Raw genomic sequence first — 16,762 nt, forward strand, 5'->3', positions numbered from 1 at the left:
TTCCGCCCTTTGTCCCCGTTCGCAAAGCCTGGCCGGCCGATTCGTGCACCATTCCGGGGCATCGATGGAAAAGCGGGGGTCAAAAGCGCGAAAAATCGGTCTACTGTCGCATCCACCGGACAAAAAACTGAATTGTAACAATGCCAGACACATTAGCGGGCCATCGCGCCCCTATAATTCCTGCTTTCATAGAGTCGCCAGGAAAGAGTCGTGGACAAGAAGTTGACCAATATTCAGGAAAGAAAGTTGCGCGAGGCGCAGGCGCGGCGCGAACACATCATCGACGTCGTCAAAGACCTCATCAAAAAGGGTGGCGCGCGCGCCGTCTCCATCCGCAAGGTGGCCGAGGCGGCAGGATTTTCCACCACCGTCGTGTACGCCCTGTTCCGCGACAAGGCCACCCTGATCGCCCAGGCCATGGACAAGGATTTGCTGGAACTGGTACGCGCCATGCGCACCGCCTGCGCCAACAGCATGGACCCATGGGAACGCATCAGCCTGGTCGGCCGCGCCTACATCGAGTACGGCTTCCAGCATCCGGACGAGTATTCGCTGATCTTCATGGAGCTGCGTCCGCACGCGGAAGTCGACGCCGTCGAAGTGGAACACGGCAATATCGAGCAAGACCCGTATGCCTACGCGCTGCACCTGTTCGGCGAACTGGCGCAAACGGGTCAGGTACGCCAGGACGAGCCGGCGCTGCACACGATGACGCAAATCTTTTGGCAGTCTCTGCACGGCCTCGTTTCCCTGCGCATCGTCATGGATGCGGGCGACCCATGGACGCCGCACCTGGAAATGAACGCACATATCGACGACCTGCTCGCTGTCGTCACGGCAGGCATCCGCCTGCGCTTTGCACCGTCCTCGTGACGTTTGACCCAGCGCAAACCGCCCGGACGGAAAAGGCGGACAGTGGGGTGACGCCGCCTGCGCTGGTGCAGCGCGGCTCGCGCGAAGGAGTGCGAGATGAACGAAGCCTATGCCACGGACCGGCTTGACAAACAGCAAAGCGCGAACAATGCTGTACGCATGGAAGCGCGCCTGACAAAACTGGAAACGGACCGGGAACATGACCGGCTATGGTTCAAGACCCTGGAACAGCGTCTTGGCGAAGGCCTGGACAACGTGCGTGCGGAATTGCGCGACGAGTCGCAGCTGCTGCGGGCCGACCTGACGCAATTTCGCGGCGACCTGCGCGGCGACTGCCACGCCTTGCGCACGGAACTGGGCGACATCCGCAAACACATGCACACTCACTTCCTGTGGTTCATGGGCATCCAGGCCACCACCACGTTTGCCCTGCTGGGCCTGGGCGCCAAGGCGCTGCATATGTATTGAATTGTGAAAAAGGCAGGCGCGGTGCCGCACCGCCCTGCCCTGTGTTTACGCTGACGCAAACTACTGCGCTGCCAGCATGCTCTGCGTTTCCTGATAGCGCGTATGCCACGACAGCGCCTGTTCCAGGATGTGCGGCGTATGGCCACCGCGCTGGCATGCCGCGTCGTAATACGCGCGCAATTGATCGCGGTAAGCGGGATGCGTGCAGCGCTCGATGATCAAGGGCGCCCGTTCGCGCGGCGCCAGGCCGCGCAAGTCCGCATAGCCCCACTCCGTCACCAGCACGTCGACGTCATGCTCCGTATGGTCGACATGCGAGACCATCGGCACGACGCTGGAAATGCGCCCGCCCTTGGCCGCCGATTTCGACACAAACATCGACACTTGCCCGTTGCGCGCGAAGTCGCCCGAGCCGCCGATGCCGTTCATCATGTGCGTGCCGCACACGTGCGTGGAATTGACGTTGCCATAGATATCGAACTCCAGCGCCGTATTCAGGGCGATGATGCCCAGGCGGCGCACGATTTCCGGATGGTTGCTGATCTCTTGCGGGCGCAGCACGATTTTCGAGCGGTAATGGTCGATATTGTCCATCAACTTCTGGTGCACGGCGGCCGACAGGGTGATCGACGAAGCCGAGGCGAACGCCAGCTGGCCCGAATCGAGCAGTTCGATGGCGCTGTCCTGCAGCACTTCCGAATACATCGTCATGTTCTGGAAGGGCGAACCGATCAGGCCGTGCAGCACGGCGTTGGCGATGGTGCCGATACCCGCCTGCAGCGGCAGCAATTCCGGCCCCATGCGCCCGGCCGCCACTTCGCCTTCGAGGAAGGCAATCACATGGCCGGCGATCGCCTGCGTTTCCGCGTCGGGCGGCAAGGCGTTCGACGGGCTGTCGGGGCTGTCCGTGATGACGATGGCGGCGATGCGGGCCGGGTCGATGGCGATGGCTGTGCTGCCCAGGCGCTGGTCGACACGCGTGAGGGGAATCGGTTCCCGGCCCGGCAAGGTATGCGGAATATAGATGTCGTGCAAGCCTTCCAGCGCCAGCGGCGTGGACAGGTTGATTTCGATGATGACTTGCTTCGCCTGCTGGGCGAAGGCGGCGGAGTTGCCCACCGACATGGTCGGGATGATGGCGCCGGCCGCCGTGATGGCCGTCGCTTCGATGACGGCGATGTCGACGGCAGCCAGGTTGCCCGAGCGCAGCTGCTCAGCCGTTTCCGACAGATGCTGGTCGATGAACATGACTTCGCCCTTGTTGATCTTGCCGCGCAAGACCGGGTCGACCTGGAACGGCATGCGGCGCGCCAGCACGCCCGCTTCGGCCATCAGGCCGTCGCTGCCATTGCCCAGCGAAGCGCCCGTGATCAGGGTCAGGCTCAAGGGGTCTTGCAGGGCACGCTCGGCCAGGGCGCGCGGCAAGGCCTTGGCGTCGCCGGCACGGGTAAAGCCGCTCATGCCTACACGCATGCCGCTGTGGAACAATTTGGCTGCCTCATCGGCGCTCATGATTTTGCTGAGCAAGCCTGGGTGGCGGATACGGTCCTCGTACATCGTGATGCTCCTGATATTCTTAATATTCTCAAACTGGATGGCTGTCATACACCAACCCCATAAGTGGTTTCAGTATAAAATCCCGCTTACATGCATGGCATGAATTAATTTCGCCACATCCAGTCGATATTTTCATGTCGCGCCACTGCCGAGCACCCTCTTGGATATCCGTTCCCTGCGCTATTTCGTCGAAACCGTGCGCCTGTCGAGCTTTACGCAGGCGGCCGAATCGCTGCACCTGACCCAGTCGACCATCAGCAAGATGGTGCGCCAGCTGGAAGATGAAGTGGGCGCGCAGCTGCTGGTGCGCGACGGGCGCAAGCTGACCCTGACGGACACGGGCCGCATCGTCTACCAGCACGGCCAGGAAATGCTGGCAAACATGCGCCAGCTGACCCTGGAAGTGCGCGACACGCAGGCCTTGCAGCGCGGCAGCCTGACGGTGGGCATCCCGCCCATGATCAATGTGCTGTTTACCCCTGTATTAAAAGCCTTCCGCGCGCGCCATCCGCACATCAGCCTGACCCTGCAGGAAGACACGGGCCAGCAGATCGAGCGCAAGGTGGCGGCCGGCGAGCTGGAAATCGGCATGACGGTGCTGCCGGCCGACCCGGAGCTCGACCTCGTGGCCGTGGAAGTGGCCAGCTACCCGATCTGGGCCCTGGCCGAGCCGGGCACGTTCCAGAAAAACCGCACGACGCTGCCCTTCAAGGCGCTGGCAGACTTACCGCTGGTGTTATTGAAAGATGATTTCGCCCTGACGCGCAGCCTGCGCCAGCATTTCGCGCAGGCGGGCTTCGCGCCGACCATCGCCGCGCAGAGCGGCCAGTGGGACTGGCTGGTGGCGATGGCGTCGGCCGGCCTGGGCGTGGCCCTGCTGCCCGAGCCGTTCATCCACCGCCTGGCCGGCGAACCGTTGGAGGCGGTGCGCCTCGTCGAGCCGGAAGTGGCGTGGCAGGTGGCGCACGTCTGGAGCGGGCGCTATCTGTCGCACGCGGCGCGCGCCTGGCTCGAGGTGTGCCAGGACGTGCTGGGCACGCAATTCGCGCACTGACGTAAAAAAGGGTGGCCGAGGCCACCCTTTATATTGATAACGCTACCTTGTTTACTTGGCGTCGTCGCTGTACATGCTCGCGTACTTCCAGCCGAAGTACAAAATAAACGTGTAGCACAGGGCCGGCACGAGGAACGACAGTTGCAGGTTGATGTGGTCGGCCAGGAAGCCCTGGATGAACGGCACGATGGCGCCGCCGACGATGGCCATGCACAGGATGCCCGAACCTTGCCCCGTTTGCGCGCCCAGCTTGTTCAAGGCCATGCTGAAGATCGTCGGGAACATGATGGAGTTGAACAGGCCGACGGCGATCAATGCCCACATGGCCGTGTGACCGCTGGAGAACACGGCGACGAGGATCAGCGCGATGACGACGGCGGCGTTGAAGGCCAGGGTCTTGCCCGGGCTGACATAGCGCATCACGGCAAAGCCGACGAAGCGGCCCAGCATGGCGCCGCCCCAGTAATAGCTGACGAAATAGGCGGCGTCGGCGTGGCTGAGGCCCGCGATGTGGCTCTCGCCCAGGAAGTTGATCAGGAAGCTGCCGATGCTCACTTCACCGCCCACGTACAGGAAGATGGCCAGCGCGCCCAGCACCAGGTGGCGGTGCGACCAGATCGAGACCTTGTTGCCGTCCTGCGCCAGGGCGGCCGCATCGTCGGCATGCGAAATCTTCGGCAGTTTGGCCAGCGCGAACAGCACGGCCAGGATCACCAAGGTGGCGGCCAGTACCAGGTACGGGCCTTGCACGGAAGCGGCTTCCTTGGCGCGGTAGGCCAGTTGCTCGGCCGCCGGCAGCAGGTCGAACTGCTGCACCGTCAGCACGGTGCCGGACAAAATCAGCATGCCGCCCAGCGCAGGCGCCACGGTGGTGCCCAGCGCATTGAACGCCTGCGTCAGGGTCAATCGGCTCGACGCCGTCTGCGGGTCGCCCAGTTCCGTCACGTACGGGTTGGCGGCCACCTGCAGCACGGTGATGCCGGCCGCCAGGATGAAGAAGGACAACAGGAACAGCGCATAGCTGCCGGTCGAGGCCGGGTAGAACATGGCGCAGCCGGCGGCGGCGATCAGCAGGCCGGCGACGACGCCGCGCTGGTAGCCGATTTTCTTGATCAGCATGCCGGCGGGCAGCGAAACGATGGCGTAGGCGCCAAAGAAGCAGAACTGCACCAGCATCGCCTGGACATAGGTCAAGGTGTAGATCGAGCGCAGATGGGGAATCAGCACATCATTAAGCGAGGTCAGCAGTCCCCACATGAAAAACAGGACCGTGACAATGATCAGGGCGCCTGTATTGTTTTGCGTGCCGGCCTGCGCGGACTGGACGCCCTGGCCTTGCTTTACGTATTCCATACCTTCTCCATTTTTCAATTCCAAGTTGATCTTGCCAGGCATGGAAGCGTTTCCACCCGGGCAGCACCAGGACGCGCAAGCGCCACGCAGATATCAGCGTGGGCCATGACTGCCATCAACGAAATGGGGCAGGCTTGGCGCTTCTTGCGCGCGGCAGGCGCACGGCCGACCGTTTCTCGCCAGAATGATGTCTTGTGGGCGCGGCACGCCTGCGGGCTGCGTCTGAAAACAACATTCGGGGCAAAACAGTCTTGTAGTAAAACTACGATACTGCGCCCGCATTATGCCTTAAAGCCCCGTATTGCGCAGCTTTCCCGCCTGTTATTTCAAAATTGAATAGCTGACATTTGAAATCAAAAGTAGCCTTATAACTTGGAATCGCTATACTTATATTGCAGTGCAGCACAACGCGGCACGCCACATAAGGAGTCTGCCATGTCTACCGCATTTACCTACCACACCACGCAAAACAGCAATATCGTCGCCACCCTGGTCCACGCCGCAAAACGCGTCGGTGCCTGGCTGAACCAAAGCAGCGACCGCCGCGAGCGCGCTTACGAAGAAGCCTACCTGGCCGAATCGACCGACCGTTACGATCTGGAATACCGCATGCGCGAACTGGCCCGTGCCAACCCGCAGCCAAGCTGGATGAGCGGCCTGAGCCGTTAAGAGTGCAGTAGTACCCAGCCACTCATCACAGCCCGTCATCGGCTGTTGCAACATCGATAGCGCCATCCTGCTCGCCTTGCGCTTGAGCACAGGATGGGCTATACAGGCGGGATGCAAACGTCCATTACCATCCTCGCCATCGCCGGCAGCCTGCGCGCCGCCTCGCTGAACACCGCCCTGCTGCGCGCCATTGCCCGGCTTGCTCCGCCGTCATTCGACGTCCGCATCCATCCGGGACTCGGTGAACTGCCGCTGTTCAATCCCGACCTCGACGCCGACAGCCTGCCCGCCGTGACGGGTCTGCGCGACGCCATCCTGGCGGCCGACGTGCTGATGCTGGCCAGCCCCGAGTATGCGCACGGCGTGAGCGGGCCCATGAAGAATGCGCTGGACTGGATGGTGGGAAATGAATCGTTCATCGACAAGCCGCTGGTGCTGCTGAACGCCTCGCCGCGCGCCACGCACGCGCAGGCGGCACTGCGCGAAACGGTGCGCACCATGTCGGCGCGCGTGATCGACGAGGCCTGCATCAGCCTGCCCCTGCTGGGGTCGGGACTCGATGCGGACGGCATCGCCGCAGACCCGGCATTGCGCCGGACCATCCTCGACATGTTGCAGCGCATCAGGTCATTTTCATGACCGTCTGCACGTTTTACTATCAATTCATCTAGTTTTACTACGTACTTCTACGGACCGCTCAATGCGGGATCATGCCGGTGAACACGTACGCTTGCAGCATGGTGATGATGCCGATGATCACGGCAAACAACAGGCTGTGCTTCAAGGTAAAGCGGAACAGGTCCGATTCCTTGCCCACCAGGCCCGTTGCCGCGCAGGCGACGGCGATCGACTGGGGCGAGATCATCTTCGCCGTCACGCCGCCCGTCGTATTGGCCGCCACCATCAAGGTGTCGGACACGCCGATCTGGTGCGCCGTCGTGTTTTGCAGTGAGCAGAACAAGGCGTTCGACGACGTGTCGGAGCCCGTCAGGAAGACGCCCAGCCAGCCCAGGAACGGCGAAAAGAACGGGAAGGCGGCGCCGCTGCCGGCCAGCAGCAGGGCCAGCGTGGACGACATGCCTGAGTAATTGGCAACGAAGGCAAACGCCAGCACCAGGCCGATCGACAGCACGGGACGGCGCAATTCCACCACGGTTTCCACGAACGCCTTGACGCCATCGCGCGGCTTCATGCGCAGCATCAGCATCGACAATACGGCCGTCAGCAAGATCGCCGTGCCCACGGCCGACAGCAGATCGAGCTTAAACACGGCGTCATACGCTTTCGGTTCCGCCACGATGGGCATGGTCTTCATCACCAGTTTATCGAGATAGGGCACGTGGATCTTGATGACCAGGCCAGACAGCGCGCCGCCGGCGGCAAACAGGGCCTTGAAGCCGGGCAGGCTCCACACGGTGACGATGGCCGTCAACAGGCCGAACGGCGCCCAGGCACGCATGGTCTGCGCCGTCGTGTAAGGGGAAGCGGCGCGGTTGCCGCCGCCGCGCAGGTCCGCAGCACCGCCCGCGCCGCCAAAACCGGACAGCGCAGCCGTGCCGCCGCCGACGGCATGCGCCACTTTCGCGTTCTTCGGCTGCCACACCTTCAGGAACAGGGTCAGCGAGACCAGGCTGACGAGGGCCGAGGTGATGTCCGGCAGTTCAGGGCCGATATGGTTCGACGTGAAATACTGGGTCACGGCAAAGCTCAAACCCGTCACCAGGGCGGCCGGCCACACTTCGCGCACGCCGCGCAAACCATCCATCATGAAGACCAGCCAGAACGGCACCAGCAGCGACAGCAGCGGCAACTGGCGGCCCGCCATGGCGCCGATGAGGAAGGGGTCGATGCCCGTCACCTGGCCCGCCACGATGATGGGAATGCCCATGGCGCCGAAGGCCACAGGCGCCGTATTGGCGATCAGGCACAGGCCCGCCGCGTACAGCGGGTTGAAGCCCAGGCCCACCAGCAAGGCCGAAGTGATGGCCACGGGCGCGCCGAAACCGGCCGCCCCTTCCAGGAAGGCGCCGAAGGCAAAGCCGATCAAGAGCACCTGCAGGCGCTGGTCGTCCGTCACCGACAGCACGGAGGCGCGGATGATCTCGATCTGCCCCGTCTTCACGACGATTTTATACAGGAAGACAGCCGTGACGATGATCCAGGCGATGGGCCACAAGCCATACGCAAAACCGTAACCGGCCGCAGCCAGCGCCTGCGGCACGGGCATGCCGTACGCGAAGATGGCCACCGCCAGCGCCAGCGCCAGGGTGACGGCGGCCGCCACGTGGCCCTTGATGCGCAGCGCCGCCAGGGCGATGAAGAAGAAAATAATGGGCACGGCTGCCGCCAGCGACGACAGCCACAAGCTGCCGAGCGGTGTATAAAGTTGGGTCCAGGTTTGCATGTCGGGTCTCCTCCGGTGGATGCGGGTTGAATGAAAAAACGGCTTTTGATGTAATTGTGTGCAGCGTGTTTTTTGCGGTATGGCGGGGCGTCGCTATTCTTCCTGCCCCCGTGCGTTGAGCAGGTCGGCCAGGCTGCGCGGCGCCGGTTGTAAAGGCTTGCGGTGCTGCGTCCAGCCCAGCTGCGCGCGCGGCGTCAGCATCCGCAGCCGAGTGGCGGCCCAGCGGAACAGGCGGTAGCTGGCGGGACGCGCGAAGGCGCCGCTCCAGAAGCGCCAGATCAGGCTTTCGCCGCGGCTGAACTTGGCCCCCTGCCCGCGCAGCGGATGGCTGACTTCCTCGTTCGGATTGCGGTTCGCCTCCGTGCGCAGGCGCACCAGCAGCTGCGGAATCGGGATGCGCACGGGGCACACTTCACCGCAGGCGCCGCACAGGCTCGACGCGGTGGCCAGGTCCGCCGTCGCGGCGAGTCCCAGCAAGTGGGGCGAGATGATCTTGCCGATCGGCCCCGGATACGTGGTGCCGTAGGCGTGACCGCCGATGCGCGTGTAAACGGGACAGTGGTTCATGCAGGCGCCGCAGCGTATGCATTGCAGGGTGGCGCGCAGCTGCTCGTCGGCATAGGCCTGGCTGCGACCGTTATCGAGCAGCACCAGGTGCACTTCGCGCGGACCATCCTGCTCACCAGCGCGGCGCGGGCCGGAAATCAGGTTGAAATACGTGGTGATGGCCTGCCCCGTGGCCGAGCGCGTCAAAAGGCTCGCCAGCGGCACGATGTGTTCGAGCTTGGCGACCACCTTTTCCATGCCCATGATGGCGATGTGGATCTCCGGCACGGACGTCGTCAGCCGGCCATTGCCCTCGTTTTCCACCAGCCACAGGGTGCCCGTGTCGGCCGCCGCGAAGTTCACGCCCGACAGGCCGATGTCCGCCTCGACGAAAGCCTGGCGCAGGGCGCGCCGCCCCGTCTGAATCAGGCTGTCGACGTCTTCCGTGTAGGGCGCATCGGGAATGTGCTCGGCGAACAGGCCGGCGATGTCGGCCTTGGTCTTGTGGATGGCCGGCATGACGATGTGCGACGGCTTTTCGCCTGCCAGCTGGACGATGTACTCGCCCATGTCCGACTCCAGGCAGCGCATGCCGCGCGCTTCCAGGTAGTGATTGAGCTCGATTTCCTCGCTGGCCATCGACTTGCCCTTGATGAAGCGCGTCGCCTGATTGCGCTGTGCGATGGCGTGGATGATGGCGTTGGCCTGCTCGCCATCCTCGGCCCAGTGCACCTGCACGCCGGCCGCTGTCAGCCGCTCCTCCAGCTGCACCAGCAAATCGGGCAGGCGCGCCAGCGCGTGCCGGCGCACGGCTTCGCCGATGTCGCGCAGGCGTTCCAGCTCGTCGCCGTCGGGAAATTGGGCGCTGCGCTTGTCCTGTAAAAAATCCATGGCGCCGCGAAAGCTCTGGCGCAGTTTCGGGTCGTCCAGCGCGGCGCGGGCGCGCGCATGAAAGTCCGCCGGCTTGACGAATTGCAGGGGCTTGGCGTTCATGGCTGGCCTCCTTCGTGGGTGGACAAATCATCGATGATCAATACCCACAGCCAGCGCGGGCCATGCGCGCCATACGCGAGGGTTTGCTGGATATCCGACGTTTTCGAGGGCCCCGACACCAGCACCAGGTTGGCCGGCATGCCGTCCGCCCAGCGTTCGGCGCGCGCCGCCGCGTGCAAGTCCACGTGCAGGCTGCTCGCATACACGAGGCAGATGTGCAAGGGCGGCGCCAAGGACACCGTGCGCGGCGTGGCCGCATCGGGCGCGATGACCAGGGTGCCCGTGGCGGCGATGCCGGAGCGCGCGACGGTCAACCCCGCGTCGACGGTGTCGAACAGCTCTCCCTTCCACTGCGCCAGCGGACGGTCAAAAGACAGCGCTGCCACGCCCTGCGGCAAGGCGGCGTGCAAGGCCTGCCCTTCGGCGCTGCCGGTATCGAGCAGCAAACGGCGCACGCCGTGTTCACCGAGGCGCTGCGCCAGCAGGGCCGGCCAGGCATCCGCGCTCACGCAGTCGACGTCCGCGTGCGCAGCGCGCAAGGCTGCCTGCATGGCGGCTATCCTGTGCCGTGCCGGCAGCGGCGCGGCAGCGCGACGGGCCTGGTAGTGATTGTCGATGGCCGTATCGATGGTATCCACCGCTTCGGGCGCCGAGGGCGCGGCGGCGCGCAAACGCCCCAGCATGCGTTCGCGGGCGGTCAATGCCGTACTCATGGCGCGCCTCCCGTGCGGCGCCACAAAAAGCTGGCCAGGTGCTCGACGGGCAGCGGCGCGCCCTGGTGCTGGGCGGCGTGGCCGATATTGAGCAGGCAGCCGCAGTCGGCCGAGACGAGCCGGTCGCAGCCCGTGGCGCAGGCCGAGGCGATCTTGTCGCTGACCATGGCGCCGGAAATGTCCGGATGTTTTAGTGAAAACGTGCCGCCGAAACCGCAGCATTCCGATTCGCGCTGGTGCTCGGTGCGCGTCACGCCGGGCAAGGCGTCGAGCAGCGCCACGCCGTGGGTGCGCGTACCCATTTCGCGGCGCGCCCCGCACGAGGTATGCAGCACCACGTTTTCATCGGCCTGCGCGGCGCCGGCCAGGGCCAGGCCCGCCAGGTCAAGCTGCAGCACGCAGACGAGAAACTCGCTCAGTTCGTACACGCGCTCGGCCAGTTCCAGCGCCTTGGGACCGGCCACCGGGTCGTCCTGGAACAGCTGCGGCCAGTGGTGACGCATCATGCCGGCACAGGAACCGGACGGCACGATCACGGGCCAGGGCTGCGCAAACAGGTCGAGCTGGGCGCGCGCCACGGCACGCGCCTGTTCCGGATTGCCGCTGCTGTAGGCGGGCTGGCCGCAACAGCTCTGGCCGCGCGGATAGTGCACCAGCAAGCCTTCCCGTTCCAGCAGGCGCACCGCGTCGAGCCCCGCCTGCGGCACGAACAGGTCGACCAGGCAGGTGACGAACAGGTACACCTCGTGTGGTGATGGCGGATAGTGGCGCGGCTGGCGCGGGTCTGGCTGCATGAGTGTGTCTCCCCGGCGCTCTGTGTGTTGCTGCGGCGCCGCTGTGTGTTGTTAAGAATGACCGGTTCACGCATAATTCCAGCTTCCGCAAGCCACTTCAAATTGCTCGGACCACTTTAAAACAACACCGGAAGACATCGATGGCGACAGGCATGCAAACGCGGGGCAGGGTCGAGATGGTGATGCGCAGGCTGGAGACAGCCCTGCTGGACGGCAGCTTGTCGGCGGGCGCGCAATTGCCGGCCGAGCGCCTGCTGGCGCTGCAATATGGGGTCTCGCGCAACACCGTGCGCGAAGCGGTGCAGCGGCTGGCGGCGCGCGGCCTCGTGCGCAGCCGGCGCGGGGCCGGCGTGTTCGTGACGGATCAATTGCGCAACGGCATGGCGTCACCGTGGAGCCAGCTGGTGGCCGACCACCCCGCCCTGCGCGACGACATCCTGGAATTTCGCCGCGTGCTGGAAGGGGCGACGGCCTACTTTGCGGCGCAGCGGGCCAACGGCGACGAGCGCGCGCAGATCATGGCGCTGCTGGCCGAACTGGAGCAGGCACGCGCCAGCGACGACAAGCACGGCGAGGCGCAGGCCGACGCGCGCCTGCATGAAGTCATCGCGCAGGCGTCGCACAACACCATGTTCCTGCACTTGCACACCAGCATCATCGGCATGCTGCGCGAACACATCACCATCAATGGCACGGGCTTGCGCCAGCAGGACGACGCGACCTCGCTGCAGCTGCTGTCACAGCACCGCACGCTGTGCGAGGCCATCTGCGCCAGCCAGCCCGAGGAAGCGCGCACGGCCATGCAAAGCCACATCGATTTCGTGCGCACGCGCGTCACCAGCGATGACGATTGAACCTACTGGTAGGACCAGTGCATGCGCACAGCGGCGGCGAAAGCTGCTAACATCGCGCGCCGCCATTGACTTCCTCCTGCCATGACCGTCCTCGTCCACACCCACCCGCTGGTGCTCCAGCTGGAAAACGACTTGCTGCCCCTGTTCCGCGCCGCCCTGCCCGCACTCGCGGCGGCGGCCCCACAGGCGCTCGCCTCCGTATTCGCCTTTTCCAGCGGCACGGCCAGCGCCTTCCAGGATTATCATTTCGGCATTTCCTGCCTGCTCGAGGACGTGCCCGACAATGCCCCGGAAGAAGTCGCCCTGCTGGTCAGCGTCACGGGACTCGAGTCGGGCGCCCGGCTCAGCGCACAGGTCGTCTGGGGCCAGCCTTCGGGCCGGGTGGAAACGCAGGCCGACCTGTCGGCGGGCGACCTGTCTGCCTTGCACGCGGCCCTGCCCGGCTTGCTGGCCAGCCTGCAGGAGGCAGCCAGCCGTGGCGGGCCGCGAATGTAACAAGCGCATGTGACAGGCACATGAAAAAGTGCCGGGAAACAACAACTTACGTTTTCCGTAGCGCAACTTTGTTGACTTCCACTAGTCCCACCCCCTATCCTTTCAGTTAAGTTTGGCGAGAATATCTGCCCGTTCATGCGAGCCTGCAGGCAGGGTCCGCCTTGCCTCCACAAAAGTCCATTCCGCATTTTTATTGCAACCATCAGGGCAACGTGCCTGGACGGCCGCTGCCAGCAAATACGGAGCTGACTGCCATGCCATCGCACCACTATTTTCCTGGAACATCCTTGCTCGGCTGCCTCTTCCTGCTGGCCGCCCTGCCCGTGCAGGCGCAAAGCACGGACAGCCCTGCCGCCACCTTCAGCGCCAATGCCAGCCTCACGTCCCAGTACATTTCGCGCGGCTTTCGCCAGACCTGGGGCAAGCCGGCGCTGCAGGCGGGGGCCGACTACGCGCACCCGAGCGGCTGGTCGCTCGGCACCTGGGCTTCCACCGTCAGCGACCGCTACATTCAGGATGCGACCGTCGAATGGGATCTGTACGGCGGCTACAGCGGCACGGTGGGTGAACTGGGCTACAGCGTGCTCGCGTATTACTACAAGTATCCGGGCGCCGTTTACCGCGCCACAGGCGTCAAGTATGACTATGGCGAACTGTCGCTGGGCCTCAGCTACAAGATGCTGTACGCCAAGTACAACCATACGGTCACGCCGGACTTCTTCGGCATCACGCATGCGCGCGGCACGGGCTACCTGGACGTGGGCGCGAATGTCGACCTGGGCAATGCCTGGACCTTGAACCTGCACGCCGGCAATGGGCGGGTGGCGGGCACGGGCAATGCCATCTGGAACTGGCGCGACGCCAAGGTGGGCGTCACCCGGGCCTTCGACGGCGGCTGGAGCGCCAGCGCGGCCGTGACGCGCGCCTGGGGCGCCACCGACGCCTACGACCATTACACCTTGGGCATTCCGAATGCGGCCGGCCAGTTCGACACGTCGAACCCGGCCGCGGCCACGCTGGTCGTGGCCATCAGCAAGACATTCTAGGCGCGCCACCCGCGACGCCCATGGCACCGATACCCCTTCCCATCAAGGAACAGCATCATGCAACTCTCACTAAACAGTAAAATCTGCGTCGCCGCCACCGCGCTCGCCGTCCTCAGCCTCGGCGTCACGGCGGCGGTGATCGGCTACAAGAGCAGCGCCAGCGCGGAAGCGGCCGCGCTGGACCTGGCGCGCACGTCGGCGCGCGAAGTGGCCGGCGCGCTGCAGGCGCGCATCGCCAGCAACCTGTCCAGCGTTTCCAGCCTGGCCGGCGCCATGCGCGGCACCAAGAGCGCCAGCCTGCCCCTGCAGCGCGAGCAGATCAATGAACTGACCAAGGCCACCCTGACCAGCTCGGAAGACTTGCTGGGCGCGGCCGTGACGTGGGAGCCGAACGCGCTCGACGGCAAGGATGCGGATTTCGCCAACCAGAAGCCGTACTACGACGCCAGCGGCCGCTTCATGCCCTACTGGACGCGGGGCGCCGGCGGCAAGCTGCAAGTCGAACCCATCGTCTTCGACCCGAAACCGGGCGCCAACGACTGGTATGACGTGCCCAAGCGCACGGGCAAGACTTACTTTACGGAACCGTACATCTACCCCGTCGACGGCAAGAATGTGCTGATGGCCTCGCTGGTGGCCCCCATCATGATCGACGGCGGCTTCAAGGGCGTGGCCAGCGCCGACTTCATGCTCACGCGCCTGGCGAAAATCCTGGCCGACCTGAAAGTGATCGAGGGCGGCAAGCTGGCCCTGATCTCGAACGGCGGCCTGTACGCGAGCCATCCCGTGCCTGAGCGGCTGGGCAAGAAGGCCGACGACGTGCCTGCGGCCGGCCTGGAAAAAGTGCGCCAGGGCCAGCCGTACGAATATGAAGACGGCCAGGGCTATATCCATTTGCTGCAGCCGCTGCAGATCCACCCCGATATCGCGCCCTGGAGCGTGGAACTGAACTTCCCGAAAAGCGTGGCCATCGCCTCGGCGCGCGACCTGATGATCTACACCCTGATCGTCGCCCTGCTGTGCGCGGCGGCCACGGCCGGTATTTTGATCCTCGTCGTCAACCAGCTGACGCGCCCCCTGCGCACCCTGGGCCGCACCATGACGGACCTGTCGAGCGGCGACGCCGACCTGCGCGTCAAGCTGGAAGTCAAGGGGACCGACGAGCTGGCCGTCATCGGCAAGGGTTTCAACGCCTTCGTGGAAAAGATCCACGCCGTGCTGCTGCAAGTGCAAGCCAGCGCCGACAACGTGGCCCGCGCCAGCGCGGAAATTGCGCAAGGCAATAACGACCTGTCGGCCCGCACGGAGCAGCAAGCCAGTTCGCTCGAAGAAACGGCCGCTTCGGTGGAAGAACTGACGGGCACCGTCAAGGAAAACGCCGACCATGCGCGCCAGGCGAATCAACTGGCCGCTTCCGCATCGAGCGTGGCGCAGAAGAGCGGTGAGGTGGTCGGCAAGGTCATCGAAACGATGACCTCGATCAACGACTCGTCGAACAAGATCGTCGATATCATCAGCGTGATCGACGGCATCGCCTTCCAGACGAATATCCTGGCCCTGAATGCGGCCGTGGAAGCGGCGCGCGCGGGCGAACAGGGCCGCGGTTTCGCCGTCGTCGCCACGGAAGTGCGCAACCTGGCGCAACGCTCGGCGGCGGCGGCCAAGGAAATCAAGCTGCTGATCGACGATTCGGTGGGCAAGGTCGCGGCCGGCAGCAAGCTCGTCGATGAGGCGGGCGCCACCATGGAACAGGTGGTCGACAGCGTGCGCAAGGTGACCGCCATCATGGCCGACATCAGCGTCGCCACCAACGAACAAAGCGACGGCATCGCCCAGGTCAACCAGGCGCTGGCGCAGATGGATGGCGTGACGCAGCAGAACGCGGCCCTGGTCGAGGAAGCGGCGGCGGCAGCCGAAAGCCTGCAAGACCAGGCCAGCCATCTGGCCGAGGTGGTCAGCGTGTTCAAGCTGGGCGAGCAGGTGCGCCAGACGGCGCCGGCAGCAACACCGGCGGCAGCCGTGGCAACACCGCGCGCCGCGCCGCCAAAGACAGCATCACCGGCCAAGCGCCTGGCCGTTGCCAAGCCGCCAGCGGCACAGCACGCGCCGGCCAAGGCACCGGCAGGAGATGACTGGGAAGAGTTTTAAGCCTGCCTTGCCTGGTCATTGCACGCTATCCTTGATGTAAATCAAGTGGCAAATACATTCGGTGAGAATTGCCCCTGAGCCATCCTTTTATACTGTTGCCGCGTCTACGGCACGCATGTTTGCCGGCATAAAAGGATGGGCATGAAAAAAATCGTAGCAGTATTATTGACATCAAGTACCGCACTGCTGGCTGGCTGCGGCGGTGGCGGCGGCGGCAGCAGTGATGCAGGCAATGTCAATGCCGGCTCGACGCTGGCGCCCTACGTCGGCACCTGGCAAGCGCCATGCGACGAGCATGAACGCCAGACCATGGTCGTCGCAGCCAAAGCCGACGGCAGCGGCGCGATGGAACTGACCTCCACCACCGAAACCTATCTCAAGACCGGCTGCAGCGGTACCTTGCTGGGCACGGAAACCATGACCGCGAAAATCACGGCGACACCGGATGGCGTGGCTGACGTTCTCGTCAAACTGACGGAGAATGGGGCCGCGAGCAACGTGCGCATCGACAAACTGAACCTGTCCATCCCCGCCTATAGCTTCAACGTCACGGGGCCCGGCGTGCAATACGTGAAGAAAGATGGCAAACAGCAATGGTGCATCGAATATGAAGGCGGCTCCACTTGCCTGCTCGACGAAGGCACGCTCCCCGCGCAAACCATCAAAGGCGGCATCGTCTTGCGTGACAACACCCTCTACACCTTCTCGCACAACGGCAGCAGTTACGTGCCCGACATGCTGTATGTAAAAAAATAGGCTCAGTCATCGGCAAGTAGGGGAAATGACGGAATCTTC

The 16,762-nt window shown here is 64.2% G+C and carries 17 protein-coding genes; 11 read left to right on the forward strand and 6 right to left on the reverse strand.

The features are described from left to right. Window positions 1-210: 210 nt before the first annotated feature. Window positions 211-873: a TetR/AcrR family transcriptional regulator gene (locus D9M09_RS19015; RefSeq protein ID WP_121670135.1), complete on the forward strand. Its 663-nt coding sequence runs from the start codon at window positions 211-213 to the stop codon at window positions 871-873. Window positions 874-969: 96 nt separating this feature from the next. Further along, window positions 970-1,341 carry a hypothetical protein gene (locus tag D9M09_RS19020; protein WP_070219183.1) on the forward strand — a complete coding sequence of 124 codons (372 nt, stop codon included), beginning with the start codon at window positions 970-972 and terminating at the stop codon, window positions 1,339-1,341. 60 nt (window positions 1,342-1,401) lie between these two features. Here the strand turns inward: D9M09_RS19020 and D9M09_RS19025 are convergent, their stop codons facing one another. Beyond that, on the reverse strand, window positions 1,402-2,898 hold the full coding sequence (locus tag D9M09_RS19025; RefSeq protein ID WP_070219210.1) for a succinate CoA transferase: 1,497 nt from the start codon (window positions 2,896-2,898) through the stop codon (window positions 1,402-1,404). Between the two features lie 160 nt (window positions 2,899-3,058). Here D9M09_RS19025 and D9M09_RS19030 point away from each other — a divergent pair, with 160 nt between their 5' ends. After that, window positions 3,059-3,952 (forward strand): LysR substrate-binding domain-containing protein, encoded by an 894-nt coding sequence (locus tag D9M09_RS19030; protein ID WP_070310298.1) that lies wholly within the window; start codon window positions 3,059-3,061, stop codon window positions 3,950-3,952. Window positions 3,953-4,003: 51 nt separating this feature from the next. On the opposite strand, the gene fucP is transcribed toward D9M09_RS19030, so the two are convergent. Further along, window positions 4,004-5,305 (reverse strand): L-fucose:H+ symporter permease, encoded by a 1,302-nt coding sequence (gene fucP, locus D9M09_RS19035; protein WP_070290605.1) that lies wholly within the window; start codon window positions 5,303-5,305, stop codon window positions 4,004-4,006. Between the two features lie 105 nt (window positions 5,306-5,410). Between fucP and D9M09_RS29150 the strand changes: the two genes are divergently transcribed. From D9M09_RS29150 to D9M09_RS19045, 3 genes are all read left to right on the forward strand, one after another. Continuing rightward, entirely contained in the window at window positions 5,411-5,641 is a 231-nt protein-coding gene (locus tag D9M09_RS29150; protein ID WP_139143068.1) for a hypothetical protein, read from the forward strand. 99 nt (window positions 5,642-5,740) lie between these two features. Then, complete coding sequence (locus D9M09_RS19040; RefSeq protein ID WP_080698581.1) at window positions 5,741-5,974, forward strand: DUF3563 family protein; 234 nt, start codon at window positions 5,741-5,743, stop codon at window positions 5,972-5,974. Window positions 5,975-6,085: 111 nt separating this feature from the next. After that, window positions 6,086-6,613 carry an NADPH-dependent FMN reductase gene (locus D9M09_RS19045; protein WP_121670136.1) on the forward strand — a complete coding sequence of 176 codons (528 nt, stop codon included), beginning with the start codon at window positions 6,086-6,088 and terminating at the stop codon, window positions 6,611-6,613. A gap of 58 nt (window positions 6,614-6,671) precedes the next feature. On the opposite strand, the gene D9M09_RS19050 is transcribed toward D9M09_RS19045, so the two are convergent. The 4 genes from D9M09_RS19050 to D9M09_RS19065 form a co-directional block, all read right to left on the reverse strand. Further along, complete coding sequence (locus D9M09_RS19050) at window positions 6,672-8,378, reverse strand: lactate permease LctP family transporter (RefSeq protein WP_121670137.1); 1,707 nt, start codon at window positions 8,376-8,378, stop codon at window positions 6,672-6,674. A 93-nt stretch (window positions 8,379-8,471) separates the two neighbouring features. Then, the gene (locus D9M09_RS19055) at window positions 8,472-9,917 is read right to left on the reverse strand and encodes a LutB/LldF family L-lactate oxidation iron-sulfur protein (protein WP_121670138.1); all 1,446 of its coding nucleotides are present in this window, start codon (window positions 9,915-9,917) and stop codon (window positions 8,472-8,474) included. Continuing rightward, on the reverse strand, window positions 9,914-10,630 hold the full coding sequence (locus D9M09_RS19060) for a LutC/YkgG family protein (RefSeq protein ID WP_121670139.1): 717 nt from the start codon (window positions 10,628-10,630) through the stop codon (window positions 9,914-9,916). Before D9M09_RS19060 ends, D9M09_RS19055 begins: the two co-directional genes overlap by 4 nt. Continuing rightward, entirely contained in the window at window positions 10,627-11,424 is a 798-nt protein-coding gene (locus tag D9M09_RS19065; RefSeq protein ID WP_121670140.1) for a (Fe-S)-binding protein, read from the reverse strand. The genes D9M09_RS19060 and D9M09_RS19065 overlap by 4 nt, the downstream gene beginning before the upstream one ends. 140 nt (window positions 11,425-11,564) lie before the next feature. On the opposite strand from D9M09_RS19065, the gene D9M09_RS19070 reads away from it, so the two are divergent. From D9M09_RS19070 to D9M09_RS19090, 5 genes are all read left to right on the forward strand, one after another. Beyond that, window positions 11,565-12,278: a FadR/GntR family transcriptional regulator gene (locus D9M09_RS19070; protein WP_240453422.1), complete on the forward strand. Its 714-nt coding sequence runs from the start codon at window positions 11,565-11,567 to the stop codon at window positions 12,276-12,278. Window positions 12,279-12,359: 81 nt separating this feature from the next. Then, window positions 12,360-12,773, forward strand: coding sequence for a hypothetical protein (locus D9M09_RS19075; RefSeq protein ID WP_070310293.1), 414 nt, complete (start codon window positions 12,360-12,362; stop codon window positions 12,771-12,773). Between the two features lie 287 nt (window positions 12,774-13,060). Next, entirely contained in the window at window positions 13,061-13,819 is a 759-nt protein-coding gene (locus D9M09_RS19080) for a TorF family putative porin (RefSeq protein ID WP_083293424.1), read from the forward strand. A gap of 57 nt (window positions 13,820-13,876) precedes the next feature. After that, a complete protein-coding gene (locus D9M09_RS19085; RefSeq protein WP_070310291.1) occupies window positions 13,877-15,967 on the forward strand; it encodes a methyl-accepting chemotaxis protein in 2,091 nt (696 codons plus the stop codon). Window positions 15,968-16,108: 141 nt separating this feature from the next. After that, window positions 16,109-16,723 (forward strand): hypothetical protein, encoded by a 615-nt coding sequence (locus tag D9M09_RS19090; RefSeq protein ID WP_121670141.1) that lies wholly within the window; start codon window positions 16,109-16,111, stop codon window positions 16,721-16,723. Window positions 16,724-16,762 lie beyond the last annotated feature (39 nt).

Source organism: Janthinobacterium agaricidamnosum (genome assembly GCF_003667705.1).
In the GTDB taxonomy this organism is placed as follows: Bacteria; Pseudomonadota; Gammaproteobacteria; order Burkholderiales; family Burkholderiaceae_D; genus Janthinobacterium.

Coding starts and splice junctions, on each gene's coding strand:
- D9M09_RS19055 (WP_121670138.1), bottom strand. CDS start 9,917: ATGAACGCCAAGCCCCTGCAATTCGTCAAGCCGGCGGACTTTCATGCG.
- D9M09_RS29150 (WP_139143068.1), top strand. CDS start 5,411: ATGACTGCCATCAACGAAATGGGGCAGGCTTGGCGCTTCTTGCGCGCG.
- D9M09_RS19075 (WP_070310293.1), top strand. CDS start 12,360: ATGACCGTCCTCGTCCACACCCACCCGCTGGTGCTCCAGCTGGAAAAC.
- D9M09_RS19065 (WP_121670140.1), bottom strand. CDS start 11,424: ATGCAGCCAGACCCGCGCCAGCCGCGCCACTATCCGCCATCACCACAC.
- D9M09_RS19020 (WP_070219183.1), top strand. CDS start 970: ATGAACGAAGCCTATGCCACGGACCGGCTTGACAAACAGCAAAGCGCG.
- D9M09_RS19045 (WP_121670136.1), top strand. CDS start 6,086: ATGCAAACGTCCATTACCATCCTCGCCATCGCCGGCAGCCTGCGCGCC.
- D9M09_RS19050 (WP_121670137.1), bottom strand. CDS start 8,378: ATGCAAACCTGGACCCAACTTTATACACCGCTCGGCAGCTTGTGGCTG.
- D9M09_RS19040 (WP_080698581.1), top strand. CDS start 5,741: ATGTCTACCGCATTTACCTACCACACCACGCAAAACAGCAATATCGTC.
- D9M09_RS19090 (WP_121670141.1), top strand. CDS start 16,109: ATGAAAAAAATCGTAGCAGTATTATTGACATCAAGTACCGCACTGCTG.
- D9M09_RS19070 (WP_240453422.1), top strand. CDS start 11,565: ATGGCGACAGGCATGCAAACGCGGGGCAGGGTCGAGATGGTGATGCGC.
- D9M09_RS19085 (WP_070310291.1), top strand. CDS start 13,877: ATGCAACTCTCACTAAACAGTAAAATCTGCGTCGCCGCCACCGCGCTC.
- D9M09_RS19025 (WP_070219210.1), bottom strand. CDS start 2,898: ATGTACGAGGACCGTATCCGCCACCCAGGCTTGCTCAGCAAAATCATG.
- D9M09_RS19060 (WP_121670139.1), bottom strand. CDS start 10,630: ATGAGTACGGCATTGACCGCCCGCGAACGCATGCTGGGGCGTTTGCGC.
- fucP (WP_070290605.1), bottom strand. CDS start 5,305: ATGGAATACGTAAAGCAAGGCCAGGGCGTCCAGTCCGCGCAGGCCGGC.